15 protein-coding genes are annotated in these 17,216 nt (G+C 73.2%); 8 read left to right on the plus strand and 7 right to left on the minus strand.

Annotation, left to right across the window (positions count from 1 at the left end):
- Window positions 1–42: 42 nt before the first annotated feature.
- The 6 genes from BLW57_RS06820 to BLW57_RS06845 form a co-directional block, all read right to left on the minus strand.
- Window positions 43–798 carry a transposase family protein gene (locus tag BLW57_RS06820; protein WP_093472896.1) on the minus strand — a complete coding sequence of 252 codons (756 nt, stop codon included), beginning with the start codon at window positions 796–798 and terminating at the stop codon, window positions 43–45.
- A 198-nt stretch (window positions 799–996) separates the two neighbouring features.
- Complete coding sequence (locus BLW57_RS06825) at window positions 997–1,194, minus strand: hypothetical protein (RefSeq protein WP_073892104.1); 198 nt, start codon at window positions 1,192–1,194, stop codon at window positions 997–999.
- A gap of 105 nt (window positions 1,195–1,299) precedes the next feature.
- The gene (locus BLW57_RS06830; protein ID WP_093472898.1) at window positions 1,300–1,818 is read right to left on the minus strand and encodes a hypothetical protein; all 519 of its coding nucleotides are present in this window, start codon (window positions 1,816–1,818) and stop codon (window positions 1,300–1,302) included.
- Window position 1,819: 1 nt separating this feature from the next.
- Window positions 1,820–4,492, minus strand: coding sequence for a winged helix-turn-helix domain-containing protein (locus BLW57_RS06835; protein ID WP_093472899.1), 2,673 nt, complete (start codon window positions 4,490–4,492; stop codon window positions 1,820–1,822).
- Window positions 4,493–4,609: 117 nt separating this feature from the next.
- Window positions 4,610–5,815, minus strand: a complete 1,206-nt coding sequence (locus tag BLW57_RS06840; RefSeq protein WP_256339409.1) for a hypothetical protein — start codon at window positions 5,813–5,815, stop codon at window positions 4,610–4,612.
- 505 nt (window positions 5,816–6,320) lie between these two features.
- A complete protein-coding gene (locus BLW57_RS06845) occupies window positions 6,321–7,199 on the minus strand; it encodes a YhjD/YihY/BrkB family envelope integrity protein (RefSeq protein WP_093472901.1) in 879 nt (292 codons plus the stop codon).
- Between the two features lie 228 nt (window positions 7,200–7,427).
- Between BLW57_RS06845 and BLW57_RS06850 the strand changes: the two genes are divergently transcribed.
- The 4 genes from BLW57_RS06850 to BLW57_RS06865 all read left to right on the plus strand — a co-directional run bounded on the left by BLW57_RS06850 (window position 7,428) and on the right by BLW57_RS06865 (window position 9,564).
- On the plus strand, window positions 7,428–8,159 hold the full coding sequence (locus tag BLW57_RS06850) for a GAP family protein (RefSeq protein WP_093472903.1): 732 nt from the start codon (window positions 7,428–7,430) through the stop codon (window positions 8,157–8,159).
- Window positions 8,160–8,300: 141 nt separating this feature from the next.
- Window positions 8,301–8,759: a DUF6325 family protein gene (locus tag BLW57_RS06855; RefSeq protein ID WP_256339410.1), complete on the plus strand. Its 459-nt coding sequence runs from the start codon at window positions 8,301–8,303 to the stop codon at window positions 8,757–8,759.
- Between the two features lie 68 nt (window positions 8,760–8,827).
- A complete protein-coding gene (locus tag BLW57_RS06860; RefSeq protein ID WP_093472904.1) occupies window positions 8,828–9,133 on the plus strand; it encodes an SHOCT domain-containing protein in 306 nt (101 codons plus the stop codon).
- Complete coding sequence (locus BLW57_RS06865) at window positions 9,130–9,564, plus strand: DUF4186 domain-containing protein (RefSeq protein ID WP_256339411.1); 435 nt, start codon at window positions 9,130–9,132, stop codon at window positions 9,562–9,564. Before BLW57_RS06860 ends, BLW57_RS06865 begins: the two co-directional genes overlap by 4 nt.
- Here BLW57_RS06865 and BLW57_RS06870 read toward each other — a convergent pair whose 3' ends face one another.
- Window positions 9,565–11,118: a M1 family metallopeptidase gene (locus BLW57_RS06870; protein ID WP_093472906.1), complete on the minus strand. Its 1,554-nt coding sequence runs from the start codon at window positions 11,116–11,118 to the stop codon at window positions 9,565–9,567.
- Between the two features lie 219 nt (window positions 11,119–11,337).
- Here BLW57_RS06870 and BLW57_RS06875 point away from each other — a divergent pair, with 219 nt between their 5' ends.
- From BLW57_RS06875 to BLW57_RS06890, 4 genes are all read left to right on the plus strand, one after another.
- Complete coding sequence (locus tag BLW57_RS06875; protein ID WP_093472908.1) at window positions 11,338–13,557, plus strand: NADP-dependent isocitrate dehydrogenase; 2,220 nt, start codon at window positions 11,338–11,340, stop codon at window positions 13,555–13,557.
- A gap of 232 nt (window positions 13,558–13,789) precedes the next feature.
- A complete protein-coding gene (locus BLW57_RS06880; RefSeq protein WP_093472910.1) occupies window positions 13,790–15,109 on the plus strand; it encodes a bifunctional o-acetylhomoserine/o-acetylserine sulfhydrylase in 1,320 nt (439 codons plus the stop codon).
- Window positions 15,110–16,258, plus strand: coding sequence for a homoserine O-acetyltransferase MetX (locus BLW57_RS06885; protein ID WP_093472912.1), 1,149 nt, complete (start codon window positions 15,110–15,112; stop codon window positions 16,256–16,258).
- A 127-nt stretch (window positions 16,259–16,385) separates the two neighbouring features.
- Window positions 16,386–17,177: an N-formylglutamate amidohydrolase gene (locus tag BLW57_RS06890; RefSeq protein ID WP_093472914.1), complete on the plus strand. Its 792-nt coding sequence runs from the start codon at window positions 16,386–16,388 to the stop codon at window positions 17,175–17,177.
- Window positions 17,178–17,216 lie beyond the last annotated feature (39 nt).

The following is a 17,216-nucleotide window of genomic DNA, read 5'->3' on the forward strand; positions in this document are numbered from 1 at the left end:
CTCCGGCGGGACGGCTCACGGCCCCTCACCCACTGAGCGTTTTCAGCGGTAACTCTCCAGGGTGAGAACGGCTCGTGCTGCGGTGGTGAGCCAGGTGGGGCTGCAGCGTGCTTTGCGGAAGATCCGCCAGGTTTTCAAACGGGCCATGCCGCGTTCGACGGGGTGGCGCAGGCGGGCGTGGGCCTTGTTCAACGACTTCTGGCGAGGGCTGAGTTCTTTGCCGGGACGGCGGCGTTGGCCGGTGGCGAAGGTGCCGCCGGCGCCGAGGTAGCCCAGATCGGCCAGGACCGGGATGCCGAGCCTTTGGCAGGTGCTGATGATGTGGTGTCTGCGGGCGGCGGTGAGGTCGTGGGTGCGGCCCGGCAGCACCTTGGAGATCCACACGATGGTGCCGCCCGGATCGGTGATGACCTGCAGGTTCACCCCGTGCCGACGGTGCTTTCCGGAGTAGTGTGCGCGGTGGTCCCCGATCCGGTCGCACTCCGCGAGAGTGCCGTCGACCAGCGCGTATTGCGCCCTGGCCTTCACTTCACGCAGGGCCCGGGTCAGCCCCGGAGCCCGGCGCGCCAGCAGGCCCACGACGGAACGGACATAAGCATGCGCGGTGCCGATACTGATGCCGAAACCGGCGGCAATCTGGGCCAGAGTGATGTGCTGGCGCAAGTACACCAGTGCGACAACCGCTCGTGCGGACGGACGCAGCTTGCACCGGCGGTCACCCTCACGAAGGACGATCAGCATCGTGACCGTTTCCACGAGGGCATGCGGCAGATCCAGTGCGGCAGGATACGTAATCAACGGGGCTCCCGGCAACCGAGATGAGATGTCAGATACCTCCCTCAACTGCCTGGGAGCCTCGTCTGTTGCGCCGCCAGCCCCTCCCGAGCGTCACCCGATCAGTGGCCACACTGAAAGAGCTCACTGAGCATCGCAAGGGCGCCACGCCCGGCGGATCACCCCTCGCGGGTGATCGCCCCGTACGGGCACCGGCCGTGGTCACTCGGGCAGTTGCCGCATCTCCACGACCCGCAGTCCCAGTGACTGGCAACGGGTCAGCAGCCCGTACAGCTGCGCCTCGTCGATGATGCGGCCGAACAGCACCGTCTGACCGGACATCATCACGTGATCCAGTTCCGGGAACGCCTCGGTGAGCGTCTTCGACATGTGCCCATCGACACGGATCTCGTAGCGCATCTGCCGCTCTCCCGCCACGGGCCGGCTGCGGTCTCCCCAGTGATGCTGCTCCATCCGTCCGCCCCTGGCCTCACCCGGCACAGGTGACCCGGTGCCCGCGATCAGTCAGTGGGTCAGCGCGAGCTTGAAGGCGATGATCGCCAGGCCGAGCAGCAGATTGACCGCGGCGGTTCCCGTCACCAGCGGCCAGGACGCCCCCGCCTTCCGGGCACCGACCGCGGACCAGCCCACCTGACCCGCCACGGCCACGGCGAGCGCCAGCCAGCCGGCCCCCTCGGCGTCCAGCCCGAGCAGCGGGCTGACGGCCACCGCGACGGCCGGGGGTACGGCCGCCTCGACGATCGGCCACTCCTCGCGGCACACCCGCAGGATCGTCGGCCGGTCCAGCGGCCGTTGGGCGAGACGGGCACCGAACAGCTGGGCGTGCACGTGCCCGACCCAGAAGACGAGGCCGGTGAGCAGCAGCAGGAGCATCAGTTGCAGCCGGGGGAACTGCCCCGGACTGCCGGCGCCGATCACCACCGAGGCGGCGAGCATCGAGCCGTACACGGCACCGGTGTAGTCGGCGTGGGCGTGCCCCCGCGAAGACGGGTCCCGCTTCGTGGTGCGCTCGGCAGGCGGCATCTCAGATCAGGCCGTGGTCCCGGGCCCGCCGCACCGCTTCGGCGCGCCCGTTCACCCCGAGTTTGCGGTAGACGCTCTTGAGGTGCGTCTTCACCGTGTTGACCGAGACGTACAGGTCGGCGGCTATCTCCTCCGTGGACATCATCTCGGCCAGTCTGCCCACGACCTCGCGCTCGCGTCCGCTGAGTTCCTCGACCACCACGGACGCGGGTTCCGCGGGCCGGGCGGCCCCGCCGTGCGGCGCGGGAGCGGCCGGGACGAGCCAGCCCGCGGCCAGGCCCTGCAGAGACGGCGCGTCCAGCAGACGGCGGAGGTCCGGCCCGGCTTCGAGGAAGGGGCGCCGCAGCCGCTCCCGCCGGGCCTCCACCAGCGCCCGGGCGAGCAGCTTGCGCGCGGTGGTGTCGTCCCCCGCCCGCTGGGCGGCCGCGGCCCGCACGAGCGCGGCCCGGACGGTCACGCCGGGGCCGGTGCGGCCCGGCAGCCGTGTGCGGTCGAGCAGTTCGACCGCCGTGTCGGGGTTCCCGGCGGCGCAGCGGGCCCAGGCGATCTCCGCCGTGTACGCGGGGTCGCCGTCGCAGGCGAGGTCGTCGAGCACCTTGCCCGCACTGTCCGGGCGCCCCTCGGCCAGATGGGCGGCGGAGACGATGACCGCCGTCCGGGCCTCCGCCCAGGGCGAGACCACGGCTGCCGGTGTCGCGGGTTCGGCCGCCGCCGCGGCGGCTCGGGGCTCACCCCGTGCCAGCAGCAGCCGTGCCGTCGCCAGGGACCGGGCGGCGGCCGTCACCGGGTCCGGCGGGGCCCCGGGCTCGGCCGCCTCCTCCAGATAGGCCCGGGCCTGGTCGAGTTCGCCGCGGTCGATGCAGAGGGCGGCGAGTACCAGCTGCGCGAGGCCGGGGCCGGACGGGCTCGGGCGGCGCAGGCCGAACTTCTCCCCTTCGTGCAGGGCGGCCAGCGCCTTGCGTTCGGCCCGGCCGAGCCAGCCGTTGAGATGGTCGATCAGGGCCAGCTGGCCGAGGGCGTCCTCCCGGGGCAGCGCCGTCGACACACCGCTCGGGCAGCCGCCGACCTCGGACAGGACGGTGCGCGCCTCGTCGAAGCGCCCCGCCCACAGCCGGGCCGAGCCCAGGTGGGTCAGCAGCAGGGCGACGACCTCGGGGTGCCTCTCCAGCAGCTCGGCGGAGACCTCCCCGCGGAGCCGCTCAACCGTCGTCACGGCCTGCTCCGCCATGCCGGGGGAACCGGTCAGCCGGGCCGCGAGCGTCTCCAGCAGTACGCAGCTCAGCCGGCCCGCCGCGTCGGACGGCTCGGAGGCGAGCAGGTCCTCGGCCCGGCGCAGGTGGACCAGGCCGCGCTCCATGTCACGGTCGGACAGGTCGCGTGCGGCGCGCACCAGGTCCGCCGCGGCGCTCGTGGCCTCGGGTCCCATCCGGGAGAACAGCTCGGCGAGGTCGCTCGCCCGCAGGCCGGTGAACAGCTGCCCGATCGCCAGGTCGTCGACGAGGGCACGGGCGGTGAAGTCCCAGTCGCCCGCGGCGGCGCCGTGGGCCAGTGCCTGGGGCAGCGAGCCGGAGGCACGCAGCCACCGCGCGGCCCGCCGGTGGAGTTCGGTCTCCAGCCCCGGCGAGCGGACCCGCAGATGGGCCCGAAGGATCTCGCCGAACAGCGGGTGCAGGCGGTACCAGGTGTGCCCGAGGTCCTCCACGAACGCGTTCTGGCCGTGCAGCGCGGCGAGGACGGGTTCGCCGTCGTCGCGGCCGGTCAGCTCCGCCACCAGATCGGGGCAGAACCGCTCCACGACGCTGACCCGCAGGAGGACGTCCTGCGAGCGGGCCGTCTGGCGCTTCAGCACCTCGGCGAGGAGGAAGTCGGCGATGGTGCTGCGGCCCGCCTCGAAGTCCTTCAGATACGCCTCCGGGTCCGGGCTCTGCTGGGCGGCCAGTGCGCACAGGCGGAGCCCGGCGGCCCAGCCCCGGGTGCGCTCCACGAGGGCGCCCATGGCTTCCTCGGGGAGCCGCAGTCCGTGCAGTTCCAGGAGCGCGGCGGCCTCCTCGGGGGTGAGGGCCAGCTCGGCGTCGCGTATCTCCGTCATGGTGCCGGCGGCCCGGTAGCGGTGCAGCGGCAGCAGCGGCTCGGTGCGGGTGACGAGGATCAGGCGCAGTCCCTGCCCGGCGTGGTGCAGGACGAATTCGAGCTGCTCGGCGATGCGCGCGGAGGGCACCCGGTCGAACTCGTCGAGCACGAGCAGGACCGGCTCCGGGAGCCCGCTCAGTTCGTCGGCGAGGCGGGCCAGCAGCTTGCGGTCGACGCGGCTCGCGTCCGCCGGGCAGCCGAGGTCGTCAGGCAGCGTCACGTCAGCGGCGCGCAGGGCCTGCAGCACGTAGGCCCAGAACACGCCGCAGCCCTGGTCGCCTTCCTCGCTGGTGAACCAGGCGACCGGTCGTCCGAGCCGGTCGGCCCAGTCGGCGACCAGCAGGGTCTTGCCGGCGCCCGCCGCGCCGTTGACCATCGTCAGCGGTGTTCCGAGGGCCTGGTCCAGGTGTTCGGCGAGCCGTGGGCGGCGCAGGAAGGTGGCCGGCCTGGCCGGCGGGGCGAACCGCGTCCGGAGGAACGGCTCGCCCAGGGGGTCGACGTACGTGACGGCCGGCCCCCGTGAGGTCTTGTGCCGCGCAGTCACGGGGTCACCGTCCCTGTCCTTCTGCCATGGAGAGCGCTCCACACGGTCAGCATCTCAGCCTTCGCGCCGGGGCGCAGTTCGCGCGGGGAGCGGGACCGTGTGCGGCGGGTGCCTCGCTCAGTGCCTGTCCGCGGGCTTCCCGGGTGCCGCCTCGAGCTGGACCCGGCCGCCCGCGGCCAGCAGGGCGAGCACCGCCAGGACGGCCAGCAGCACGAGGGCCAGCACGACGACGGTGAGGACCGTCGGGTGGTTCCAGAGCGCGAACACGAGCGCGACGATCAGCAGGGCGGCCAGGGTGAGCGCGCGGCGGTGGGCCAGCGTCCACGCGCCGACCCGTCCGGTGCCGACGTGCCGGGCGTCCGCCCAGCGTGCCGCGGAGTCCGCCGTACGGTCGGACGCCCCGCGGACGGCCACGGGCAGCCGCCCCGGCCCGACGAAGTAGGCGCCCAGCGCGATGACGACGCCCAGCACGATCGCGGTGCGCAGGCTGACCCGCAGGAAGCGGAGCAGGGTGTCGAAGACGGCACTGGCGGCGGCCTTGGACTGCACCTGGGGCGGCAGGTGGTCGAGGTAGTGGTCGCGGACCACGATCAGGACGACGGCCACCACCAGGCAGGCGAACGCGGCGCCCAGGGCGGTGCGGGCCAGCGCGCGGCGCCGCCGGTGGGCGAGCAGCACCCCGGCGACGCCGAGGAGGACGACGATCACCGGGAACCAGTTGCCGATGACGTCGAGGAGGTGGGCGCCCTTGCGGAACTTGCCGAGCTGGTCGGACTGGAAGAGCACGAGTTGCTTGTCGACCTGCGGGATCTTTTCGGCGGGTTTCAGGCCGGCGTCGACCAGCTCCTGCTTGACCTTGTCGACGGCGGTGCCCACGTCCAGGGTGACCGTGCCGCCGTTGATCCCGACCGCTCCGCGTCCCTCGCCGGTCAGGGCGTGCACGACGGCGTTGTGGGCGGCCCGATTGGCGGTCGTCCACACGGTGGCGAAGGCGTCGCTGTCGACGACGCGGGTGGCGACCTTGGTCACGGCCTGGTTCGCCGCGGAGTCGAGCTGCGGTCCCAGTCCTCTGACCGCGTCGGCGGCGCGCGGCGGCAGACCCTGTTTCTGCAGCCAGTCGGCGATGTCACCGGCGGCCTGCTGTCCGTTCACCTTGGCCCCCACGGCCTCGGTGATCCGGTGGACCGCCGCGTCCTGCACGGCGGGGTCCGTGGCCAGGGGCGCGACGGTGGCCACGTAGCGGTCGGTGTCGAGGGCGATGTTCTCCAGCCAGACGGCGAGAAGCGCGACGGGTACGAGAATGCAGGTCAGCACGATGAGCACGGCCGACGCGGTGCTGCGCGCGATACGGCCGGGGCCGTGGCCCGCCGGTGGCCCGGTCCGGCCCGGCGTCCGCGGGCCGGAACCCGCCCCGGACCCTGACGTCGCCCCGGACGGGCCCGGCCCGGCCGCCGACGACCCTGGCTCCGGTGCCGCCCCGGACGGCCCGCGCCCCGACGCAGACGCCCCGGACCCCGACGTCGCCCCGGAAGACCCCGGCCCGGACACCGCCGACCCCGGCCTCGACACCGACGGCTCGGGCCTCGACGACGGCCCGGCCCCCGGCCCTGACGCCGAAGACTCCTGCTGCGACCGCGAAGGCCCCTGCTTCGGCGCCGGCGGCTCCGATCCCGACGGCTCGGGGTCCGGTGCGGAGGGCTCGGGCGGTTCGGTCACGGGGGCCTCCCGGCGCGGTGGCTGCCTGGAACACTCCCATTCCGTCAGCCCTGTCCGCGTTCCGCGCGCTGGGAGGACCCGGACGGGTTCCGGCCCTTCCGCGAGGGCGGGCTCACGGACCCGGCGGCTCGCGGTCCCGCTGCGGCGGCGGGCTGTCCAGACGCCGGGCGAGGAAGGGTTCCTGCGCGAGGACCGCGCCCACGCTGACACTGACGGTGGCGGCGACGCAGACCACGATCAGCCAGGACAGCAGCACGAACACGGAACCGACGGGACCGTACTCCGCGAGTGCCCGGTTCAGAGCCTTCGGCATGTAGAGGTGCGCGGAGATCGCCAGGGCGGTGAGGGCGGCGGCCGCGATGACGGAACCGGGCAGCAGGGGTCTCCAGCCGACCAGGCCGCCGAGCAGCAGGTGCTGGGTCCACCACCACAGCCCCACCTGGGCCAGGAACGCGAGCGGGACGCCCAGCCAGGCGCCCGCCCCGAAGCCGTCACGGACGGGCCCCTGGAGGACCAGCACGCAGATCCACAGCAGCAGCCAGGCCAGCCAGCGCCACGGGGCGATCCTCGTCCCGGCCCGGGGGATCTCCCACGCGCGTTTGCACAGGCGTTGCATCGCCCGGCTGACTGCGGTGGCCGACAGCAGCACCATCAGCCCGCCCACCACCCCGGTGGCCTGCTGGAGTTCGGCCGCCGCCGGCTGGAAGACCTGGTCGAGTTCCTTGCTCGCTGCGCCCGTCAGCCCGAACACCGCCTTCAGGGAGTCGAGCATCTGCCGGCGCACCGCCTCGGGGGCGTAGGCCGCCACGACGAAGAGCAGCGGGACGGCGGTCAGGAAGCACTGTGCGGCGATGCGGGTGGCGGAGTCGAAGATGTTCACCGTCACCATGCGGTCGGCGAGGTGCGTGACGACCGGGAACCGGGTCTCCGCCCGCCGGTGCGCCCCCTTCGCCCGGGCGACGAGCCGCTGGGTGCGGCCGCCCTCCGTCATCGGGGTTCCGGCGCCGCGGCGCGGCGGTGCGTCGGGCGCCCGTCCGCTGACGGCAACCGCCCCGTGCTCGGCATGGCATCGCTCCCTTCGCTGCGTCCAGAGTGCGGGGCGAGGCGGCCGACGGCACCCCGGAGCCCCCGCCGGCCGGTACGGGGCTGCGCCGGTCACGAGATGTCGGCCCCGGGGCTCGCGCCTACGCTCTTGGTGTCCCGACACGATGGGGTCGCCATGGTGCTCGACCTGCTGCTCATCTCCCTGGCCATCACGCTCGACCCGCTGCCCCTCATGGCGTTCGTGCTGGTGGTGGCGTCGGCGAACGGCGTGTGGAAAGGGCTGGTGTTCATCCTCGGCTGGCTGGCGTGCTTCGTCGTGGTCATCGCGCTCGTCCTGGGACTGACCGGCGGGCAGCCGCCACCGTCCAGGTCCCCGCCCTCGACGGCCGCCCTCGCGGCCAAGCTGCTCATCGGGGTGTCGCTCGTCGTCTACGGCGAGCGCAGGCGCCGGCGCCGGCTCGCCGCCGCTCGTACCCGGGCCGGCGGGAACGGGTCCGCGCCCGGGGCCGGCCGGGACCCGGCCTCCGGAGGGGCCACGCCGTCCACGGGACGGGAGCGGGCCTCGGACATGAGCTCCCGGATGGACCGCAGCACGGTGTGGTCCGCCGCCGGACTCGCCGTGCTGCTGCAGCCCTGGGGCATGGTGGCGGCGGGGGCGACGACCGTGGTGGAGGCCGACGCCTCGCACCCGGCGACCTGGCTCGCCCTGTTCGGGTTCTGTCTGCTCGCCACCGCGAGCCTGCTCGCCGTCGAGCTCTACGTGGTGTTCAGCCCGACGAAGGCGAAGGCGCGTCTGCTGCGCCTGCGCGCGTGGCTGGACGGGCACAAGGAGCAGGCGCTGGTGACCATCTGCCTCGTGCTCGGGTTCTGGCTGGTGGGCAAGAGCATCTTCCAGCTCACCGCGTGACGGACGCGGACACGGAGTGCGGGGCCCTGCGCCGCATGCTGGACTGGTAGGGCAACAGGGGGGATGGCGACCGTCGGCCGCGGACACTGCCCGTGGGGGCAGCCCAGCGGCGGTCCCGCATCCGGCTCCGAAGGAGTGGTCATGGACAGCGTCGAAGACATGGGGCCCGTCGACTACTTGGTCATCGAGTTCCCCGGCAACCGGATGACGGGCGAGGCGTTCCCGCTGCTGGTCGATCTCGCCGAGCGTGGCATCGTCCGGATCATCGACCTCGCCTTCATCCGCAAGGAGACCGACGGCTCCGTGGTCGGTCTGGAGTGGAAGGAGCTGGGCGGCGAGATCGACCTCTCCGTCTTCGAGGGGGCCTCGTCCGGTGTGCTGGACGAGACCGACCTGGCGGAGGCCGCCGGCGCCCTCGACCCCGGCAACTCGGCCGCGGTGCTCGTCTACGAGAACCTGTGGGCCGCTCCCCTGGCCGCGGCGCTCAGGCGCAGCGGGGCCCAGCTCGTCGCGAGCGGCCGCATTCCGGTGCAGGCCCTGCTGGCGGCGCTGGACGCCACGGAGGAGACGGTGCCGCCCGGCGGCTCCACGGCGGCCTGACAACGATCCCGACCGCCGGGCCGCCCGTCGCGGCGTCCCGGCGCACCGACACCTGGGAGGTGACCGACATGCCCGGACTGCTTCGGGGTGTCGCCCGCACGGCCGTGGTCGCCGGAACCGCCACCGCCGTCTCGAACCGCGTCTCGCGGCGTCAGGCCGGCCGGTGGGCGCAGCAGGATTACGAGCAGGAACAACAGCAGCAACAGCAGTACGCCCAGCAGCAGGCGCCGCCCCCGCCGCCCGCGTCCCAGACCGCCCCCGCCGACGAGATGACCGGCAAGATCGAGCAGCTCAAGCAGCTGGCCGACCTGAAGGCCCAGGGTGTCCTGACGGAAGCGGAGTTCGAGGACCAGAAGCGCCGGCTGCTGGCGTGAGCCGGGAGGGCGGCCCGGTGGCCGGCGAGAACGGGCGCCGTGCGCCGGACGCCCTGGACCGGCGGCTCGACGCCCTCGCCCGGCAGCCGTTCCGGGCCCGGTTCCGCCTGCGCGGACGGGAACGGGCGACCGCCGGGCTGAAGGGGCCGGCGACGATCCGGTGGCACGCGTACGACCTGGTCACCGCCCGGCTGGCGGCCGCCGAGCCGCGCAACGACGGCAAGCAGACGCCGTACCGGGGGCACCCGGTCTTCGTCGCCCAGCACGCGACCGCCACCTGCTGCCGCGGCTGTCTGGAGCGCTGGCACCACATCGCCAAGGGGCGGGAGCTGACCCGGGCGGAGCTGGTGTACGTCGTCGACGTCATCTGCCGGTGGATCGAGCGCGAGGTGGCGGGCGGGGCCGGTGGCGGCCCCGCCCGCCACGGCTGATCAGAGCGTGGCCGAGTTGTCGTGGTAGTGCCCGCCGCGCTTGCTGTGCGGTGCGGCGAGGGACGACGGCGGCGCGACGGGGTTCACCGTCCAGTCGGGGTGGCCGGGCATGCGCGGGGTCTTCGTCCCGAACAGCCAGTCCCGCAGGAAACCGGACCGGTCCTGGCCGGACACCTCCGAGGCCACGGCGATGTAGTCCTCGGTCGACGCCGCCGAGCCGCGGAAGCGCTCCAGGAAGGCACGCTCGACGGCGCTGAAGACGTCGTCGCCGACGAGCTGCCGGAAGGCGTACAGGACGAGGACGCCGCCGAGGTAGCGCTGGCTGTCGAAGAGGTTGACCGCGTCGGGGGCGGCCACCGGGCCGGAGTCGTGGCGCCACTGGTCGCCGCGGGCGTAGGTGTCCTTCATCCGGGCCTCCATGCTGGTGAGGCCCAGGGAGTCCGCCCAGCCGCGCTCGTAGCGGTAGAGCAGCCCGTAGAAGTCGGCGTGGCCCTCGTTCAGCCAGAGGTCGGCCCAGGTGGCGGGGCTGACGAGGTTCCCGAACCAGGAGTGGACCAGCTCGTGCATCATGTGCGAGCCGATGTTCTTCTCCGGCTGGAGCAGGAAGTTCGGCTTGTACAGGGTGAGGGTCTGGGTCTCCAGGCCGGTGAAGTCGAAGGCCTTCGGGTCGTCGGAGTTGCACGGCAGCAGGCCGTACGTCTCGAACGGGAAGGCGCCGAGGCGGTCCTCCAGCCAGCCCACCAGGCCGGGCGTGAGGGCGAGGGCCGGCTCCAGGGCGGCGGCGCGGGCGGTGGGGACGACGTCGCGCAGGGGCAGCCCGTGCGGTCCCTCCCGGTCCTTGATGACGTAGTCGCCGACGGTGATCTGGACGAGTTCGGTGGCGATCGGGGAGGCCGAGCGGTACGTGTACGCGGTGCGATCGTCCGCCAGGTCCTCGGTGCAGGTGAGCAGGCCGTTCGCGACCGCGCGCAGTCCCTTGGGGACGGTCAGGCGGAAGGAGAAGGCGGCCTTGTCCGAGGGGTGGTCGTTGCACGGGAAGACGGTGTGCGCGGAGTTCGGCTGGGGGCAGATCGCGAAGCCGTCCGGGGTGGGCACCCACGCCGTGTGCGCGAGGGCGCGGCGAGGGTCGGCTGAGTAGCCGACGCGGACGGTCACGGACGCCTCGGCGGGCAGCGGCCCGGCGGGGGTGATCCGCAGCTTCTCGTCCGCCTGCTCCCAGGTGGCGTCGCAGCCGGCGACGCGCAGGGAGCGTATGTCCAGGCCGAGGGCGTCCAGGGAGAAGCGGCTCAGCGCCCGCGTGGTGCGGATCCGCAGGGTGGCGGTGGCGTCGACCAGCTTGGTCGTGGGGTCGTAGGCCAGGTCGAGGTGGTACGACGACACGCGGTAGCCGTCGTTGCCGAGGGCCGGGAAGACGGGGTCGCCGAGGGTCTCCGGGCCCGGCTCCCCCGTGCGCGTGCGCCCGGCCGCCCGGGCCGGGGAGGCCAGGCTCAGCGCGGTCGCCGTACCGATCGTCAGCGCGGCCGCGGGGGCCGTCACTCGGGTGCGATATCTCATGGTCCGCTTTCGCTCGGGCGGCCGGGGGGTCAGGTCCGGCCGCCGATGAGTGGTCGATCGCCCGTGGTCGGCGGGTGATCGCTTGTCATGACCGCGGAGGCACGGATTCGGTTGCGGCGGCGCGGCGCGATTTTTCCGGCCGGGACCCCTGTCGAGCCGACCCCGATCACGAGATATCTTGATGTCGAGCAATGTTGCAGACGTGGAGCGGAGCACCCGGTGACTGACTCGACCATCATCTACACCTACACAGACGAGGCCCCGGCCCTGGCGACGCATTCGTTCCTGCCGGTGATCCAGGCGTACGCCTCGCAGGCCGGTGTGCCCGTGACCACCCGGGACATCTCGCTGGCCGGGCGCATCATCGCCGTCTTCCCGGAGTACCTGAACGAGGACCAGCGCATCCCCGACGCGCTGGGCGAGCTGGGCGAGCTGGCCAAGACCCCCGCGGCCAACATCATCAAGCTGCCGAACATCTCGGCGTCCATCCCGCAGCTGAAGGCCGCCGTCGCCGAGCTCCAGGGCAAGGGCTACGCGCTGCCGGACTACCCGGACGACCCGAAGACCGACGAGGAGCGCGAGATCCGCGCCCGCTACGACAAGGTCAAGGGCTCCGCCGTCAACCCGGTGCTGCGTGAGGGCAACTCCGACCGCCGCGCCCCCGCCTCGGTGAAGAACTACGCCAAGACCCACCCGCACCGCATGGGCGCCTGGACCTCCGAGTCCAAGACCGATGTCGCGACGATGGGTGTGGACGACTTCCGCTCCACCGAGAAGTCCGTCGTGATCGCCGAGGACGGCGCGCTCCGCATCGAGCTGGTCGGCGACGACGGCTCCACCACCGTGCTGCGCGAGTCGGTACCGGTCCTCGCCGGCGAGGTCGTCGACGCCTCCGTGATGCGCACCGCCGCGCTGCGCGAGTTCCTGACCGCGCAGGTCGCCCGGGCCAAGGAGGAGGGCGTCCTGTTCTCCGTGCACCTGAAGGCCACGATGATGAAGGTCTCCGACCCGATCATCTTCGGCCACGTGGTGCGCGCCTTCTTCCCGAAGACGTTCGCGAAGTACGCCGAGACCTTCGCCTCCGCCGGCCTCACCCCGAACGACGGTCTGGGCGGCATCCTCAAGGGCCTGGAGAACCTGCCCGAGGGCGCCGAGATCAAGTCCTCCTTCGAGGCCGAGATCGCCGAGGGCCCGGCGCTCGCCATGGTCGACTCCGACAAGGGCATCACCAACCTGCACGTCCCGTCGGACGTCATCATCGACGCCTCCATGCCGGCGATGATCCGCACCTCGGGTCACATGTGGGGCCCGGACGGCCAGGAGCACGACGCCCTCGCCGTCATCCCGGACTCCTCCTACGCCGGTGTCTACCAGGCCGTGATCGAGGACTGCCGGGCCAACGGCGCCTTCGACCCGTCCACCATGGGCTCGGTGCCGAACGTCGGCCTGATGGCGCAGAAGGCCGAGGAGTACGGCTCCCACGACAAGACCTTCGAGATCCCGGTGACCGGCACCGTCCGCGTGGTCGACGCGTCCGGCGAGGCCCTGATCGAGCAGGCCGTCTCGGCGGGCGACGTCTTCCGCGCCTGCCAGACCAAGGACGCGCCGATCCGCGACTGGGTCAAGCTCGCCGTCACCCGCGCTCGCGCCACCGGCGACCCGGCGGTGTTCTGGCTGGACGAGGGCCGCGCCCACGACGCCAACCTGATCGCCAAGGTCCGCGCGTACCTGGCGGAGCACGACACCGAGGGCCTGGACATCCGGATCCTCTCCCCCGTCGAGGCCACCAAGCTGTCGGTGGAGCGCATCCGCCGCGGCGAGAACACCATCTCGGTCACCGGCAACGTGCTGCGCGACTACCTGACCGACCTGTTCCCGATCCTGGAGCTGGGCACCAGCGCCAAGATGCTGTCGGTCGTCCCGCTGATGGCGGGCGGCGGCCTGTTCGAGACGGGCGCCGGCGGTTCCGCGCCGAAGCACGTCCAGCAACTGGTCAAGGAGAACTACCTGCGCTGGGACTCCCTCGGTGAGTTCTTCGCCCTGGTGCCCTCCTTCGAGCAGTACGCCGAGGCCACGGGCAACACCCGCGCCAAGGTCCTCGCCGACACCCTCGACCGCGCCACGGCGACCTTCCTCAACGAGGACAAGTCCCCGACCCGTCGCGTCGGCGGCATCGACAACCGCGGCAGCCACTTCTACCTGTCCCTGTACTGGGCGCAGGAGCTGGCCCAGCAGACCGACGACGCCGACCTGGCCAAGGCGTTCGCGCCGTTCGCCGAGGCCCTCGCGGCCGGCGAGCAGGCGATCGTGGAGGAGCTGAACGCGGTCCAGGGCCAGCCGGCCGACATCGGCGGCTACTACCAGGTCGACAAGGCCAAGGCGGACGCGATCATGCGCCCGTCGGCCACCTGGAACGAGACGCTGGCGTCGCTGAGCTAGTCCCCGCGCCCCTGCGGCGGCCGCCCTCGTGGCTCCCGCCGTGCTCGTGTGGAACGATCCGCCGCCCCGGCCGGTATTCCCGGCCGGGGCGGCGTCGTGTGTGGCCGGCATTGCGGCGGCATGTCGTATGTGACGTCCTCATGTCACCTTTCGTACGGGCCTGTTCGGCCCTGTCCGCGCGTGTTTGTCTCGTCGCACGTCACCGCCCTCCCGCGCACGAGGAGCACGCCGCATGAGCACGCAGCCCGACACCGCCGACAGCGCCGCCTGGTCCTTCGAGACCAGGCAGGTCCACGCCGGGGCGGTGCCCGATCCGACGACCGGCGCCCGGGCCACACCCATCTACCAGACGACGTCCTTCGTCTTCCAGGACACCCGGCACGCGGCCGACCTGTTCTCGCTGGCCGAGCCGGGCAACATCTACACCCGCATCCACAACCCGACCCAGGACGTGTTCGAGCAGCGGATCGCCGCGCTGGAGGGCGGGGTGGCCGCGGTGGCGCTGTCCTCCGGGCAGGCCGCGGAGACCCTGGCGATCCTGACCCTGGCGGGCGCCGGCGACCACATCGTCTCCAGCACCTCCCTGTACGGCGGCACGTACAACCTGTTCCGGCACACCCTGCCCCGGCTCGGCGTCGAGGTGTCCTTCGTGGACGACCCGGACGACGCCGAGGCCTGGCGGGCGGCGATCCGGCCGAACACCAAGGCCCTGTTCGCCGAGTCGCTGGGCAACCCGCGCGGCGACGTCCTCGACGTGCGGGCGGTGGCCGACGTGGCCCATGCGGCGGGCCTGCCGCTGATCGTGGACAACACCGTGCCGACCCCCTATCTGCTGCGGCCCCTGGAACACGGCGCGGACATCGTCGTGCACTCGGCGACCAAGTTCCTCGGCGGGCACGGCACCGCCGTCGCCGGTGTGGTGGTGGACGGCGGAACCTTCGACTTCGGGGCGCACGCCGACCGCTTCCCGGACTTCACCGAGCCCGACCCCAGCTACCACGGCCTGCGGTACTGGCCGGCGCTCGGTCCGGGCGCGTTCGCCGTCAAGCTGCGGGTGCAGCTGCTGCGCGACCTCGGCCCGGCGCTCTCCCCGCACTCGGCGTTCCTGCTGCTCCAGGGCGTGGAGACGCTGAGCCTGCGGATCGAGCGGCACACCGCCAACGCGCAGGCGCTCGCCGAGTGGCTGGAGCGGCGCGACGAGGTCGCCGTCGTCCACTACGCGGGTCTGGAGTCCAGCAAGTGGTACGAGGCGGGGCGGAAGTACCTGCCGCGCGGAGCCGGCGCGATCGTCTCCTTCGAGCTGCGCGGCGGGGTCGAGGCGGGCAAGCGCTTCGTGGACGCCGTGGAGCTGTTCAGCCATCTGGCGAACATCGGTGACGTGCGCAGCCTGATCATCCATCCGGCGTCCACCACGCACAGCCAGCTGGACGAGGAGCAGCTGGCGGCGACCGGCACCGCGCCCGGCCTGGTGCGGCTGTCGGTGGGCATCGAGAACCTGGCCGACCTCAAGGCGGACCTGGAGGCCGGGTTCCGCGCGGCCAAGGGTGCGTAGGTGAGCACGGCCGCGGCCGCCGGGCCCGCCTTCCCGGCGGCCACCGGCGCCTGGCGTGAGGGGGATCCGCCCGGGCGGCGGCAGTGGTACGCCGCCGAGAAGCCGTTGCCACTGGAGACGGGCGGTGAACTGCCGGGCGTACGGCTGGCGTTCGAGACCTGGGGGCAGCTCGCGCCCGACCGTTCCAACGCGGTCCTGGTGCTGCACGCCCTCACCGGGGACAGTCATGCCCGCGGTCCGGCCGGCCCGGGCCATCCCACGCCGGGCTGGTGGGACGCGCTGGTCGGGCCGGGACGGGCGCTGGACACCGACCGCTGGTTCGTGGTCGCGCCCAACGTGCTCGGCGGCTGCCAGGGCAGCACCGGCCCCGCCTCCGCGCGCCCGGGCGGTGACCGGGCCTGGGGCGGCGCCTTCCCGTTCCTCACCCAGCGGGACCAGGTCGCGGCGGAGGCCCAGCTCGCGGACGCGCTCGGCATCGGCCGGTGGGCGCTGGTCGCCGGCGGTTCGATGGGCGGGATGCGGGCCGTGGAGTGGGCCGTGTCGTACCCGGAGCGGACCGGCGCGCTGCTGCTGCTCGCCACGACGGCGGCGGCGAGCGCGGAGCAGATCGCCTGGGCCGGCATCCAGCTGCACGCCGTGCGCGGCGACCCGCACTGGCAGGGCGGCGACTACCACGGCAGCGGCCGGGGACCGCACGCGGGCCTCGGCCTGGCCCGCCGGCTCGCCCATGTCACCTACCGCAGCGAGCCGGAGCTCGGGGCACGCTTCGGCCGGTTCCCGCAGGGGTCGGAGGACCCGTGGCGCGGCGGCCGGTACCAGGTGGAGTCGTATCTCGACCATCACGCGGCCAAGCTGGTCCGCCGCTTCGACGCGGCCAGTTACGCCGTCCTGACCGAGGCGATGAACGCGCACGACGTCGGCCGGGACCGGGGCGGCACACGCGCCGCCCTCGCCCGGGTGACCGCGCCCACCCTGGTGGCCGGCGTCGACTCCGACCGGCTCTACCCCCTCGCCCAGCAGCGGGAACTGGCCGCGCTGATCCCGGGCGCGGGGGACCGGCCGCGGGTGGTGGAGTCGCCGTACGGGCACGACGGGTTCCTGATCGAGACGGAGCAGGTGGCCCCGATGGTGCGGGAACTGCTGCCCTGAGTCGCGCGGGACACCGGTCACGGGGCGCGATCAGCGGCCCATTCCTCGCGGGCCACCCTCTCGTCGCGCGTCGATGTGTCACCTTGATCGTGCACCACGCCCCTGACACTCCCCCCTGGAGCAGCCCGTGACCCGGACCGTCCCGTCGTTCGAACTCCTTCCCGGCGCCGCCGAGTCACCGGTGCTGCTGCACGTGCCGCACTCGGCGCGGGCCGTCCCGGCGGAGGTCCGCGCCGGGATCGTGCTGGACGACGCCGGGCTGGAACGGGAGCTGGACCACATCACGGACGCCCACACCGCCGAGCTCGCCGAGCGGGCGGCCGCCCTGGCCGGAGTCACTCCCTGGCGGTTCGTGAACCGGCTGTCGCGGCTGGTGGTGGATCCGGAGCGGTTCCCGGACGAGCGGGAGGAGATGCTCGCCGTGGGCATGGGCGCCGTGTACACGCGGACCACGCACCGCGCCGAGCTGCGGAGCGCGACCGCCGATCCCGGGCCGCTGCTGGAACGGTACTTCCGGCCGTACGCGCGCGCCATGACCGAGGCGGTCGCGGACCGGCTGGCCGCGACCGGCCGGGCGGTGATCGTCGACGTGCACTCGTATCCGGCGGAGCCGCTGCCCTACGAGCTGCACGCGGCCGGACCGCGGCCGCCGGTGTGCCTGGGCACGGATGCCTTCCACACCCCCGGCAGGCTGACCGAGGCCGCGCGCAAGGCCTTCGCCGGATGCGGGGAGACGGGACTGGACAGCCCGTTCGCCGGGACGTACGTACCGCTGGAGTTCTACGGCCGGGACGCGCGGGTCGGCGCGCTCATGGTGGAGATCCGGCGGGACACCTACATGGCGGAGCCGGGCGGACCGGCCGGGCCGGGGCTCGAACGGCTCGCCACGGCACTGGCGGCACTCGTCGACGCCGTCTGAGCCACCCGGCCGCCCCGGCCCGATCCCCCTCCCGGACCG

The sequence above is a fragment of the Streptomyces sp. 1222.5 genome (assembly GCF_900105245.1).
GTDB lineage: Bacteria > Actinomycetota > Actinomycetes > Streptomycetales > Streptomycetaceae > Streptomyces > Streptomyces albidocamelliae.

What these genes read in the sequence shown, in the direction of transcription:
- BLW57_RS06825 (WP_073892104.1), bottom strand. Translation starts at nt 1,194, where the DNA reads ATGCGCTACGAGATCCGTGTCGATGGGCACATGTCGAAGACGCTCACC.
- BLW57_RS06830 (WP_093472898.1), bottom strand. Translation starts at nt 1,818, where the DNA reads ATGCCGCCTGCCGAGCGCACCACGAAGCGGGACCCGTCTTCGCGGGGG.
- BLW57_RS06845 (WP_093472901.1), bottom strand. Translation starts at nt 7,199, where the DNA reads ATGACGGAGGGCGGCCGCACCCAGCGGCTCGTCGCCCGGGCGAAGGGG.
- BLW57_RS06850 (WP_093472903.1), top strand. Translation starts at nt 7,428, where the DNA reads ATGGTGCTCGACCTGCTGCTCATCTCCCTGGCCATCACGCTCGACCCG.
- BLW57_RS06855 (WP_256339410.1), top strand. Translation starts at nt 8,301, where the DNA reads ATGGACAGCGTCGAAGACATGGGGCCCGTCGACTACTTGGTCATCGAG.
- BLW57_RS06860 (WP_093472904.1), top strand. Translation starts at nt 8,828, where the DNA reads ATGCCCGGACTGCTTCGGGGTGTCGCCCGCACGGCCGTGGTCGCCGGA.
- BLW57_RS06870 (WP_093472906.1), bottom strand. Translation starts at nt 11,118, where the DNA reads ATGAGATATCGCACCCGAGTGACGGCCCCCGCGGCCGCGCTGACGATC.
- BLW57_RS06880 (WP_093472910.1), top strand. Translation starts at nt 13,790, where the DNA reads ATGAGCACGCAGCCCGACACCGCCGACAGCGCCGCCTGGTCCTTCGAG.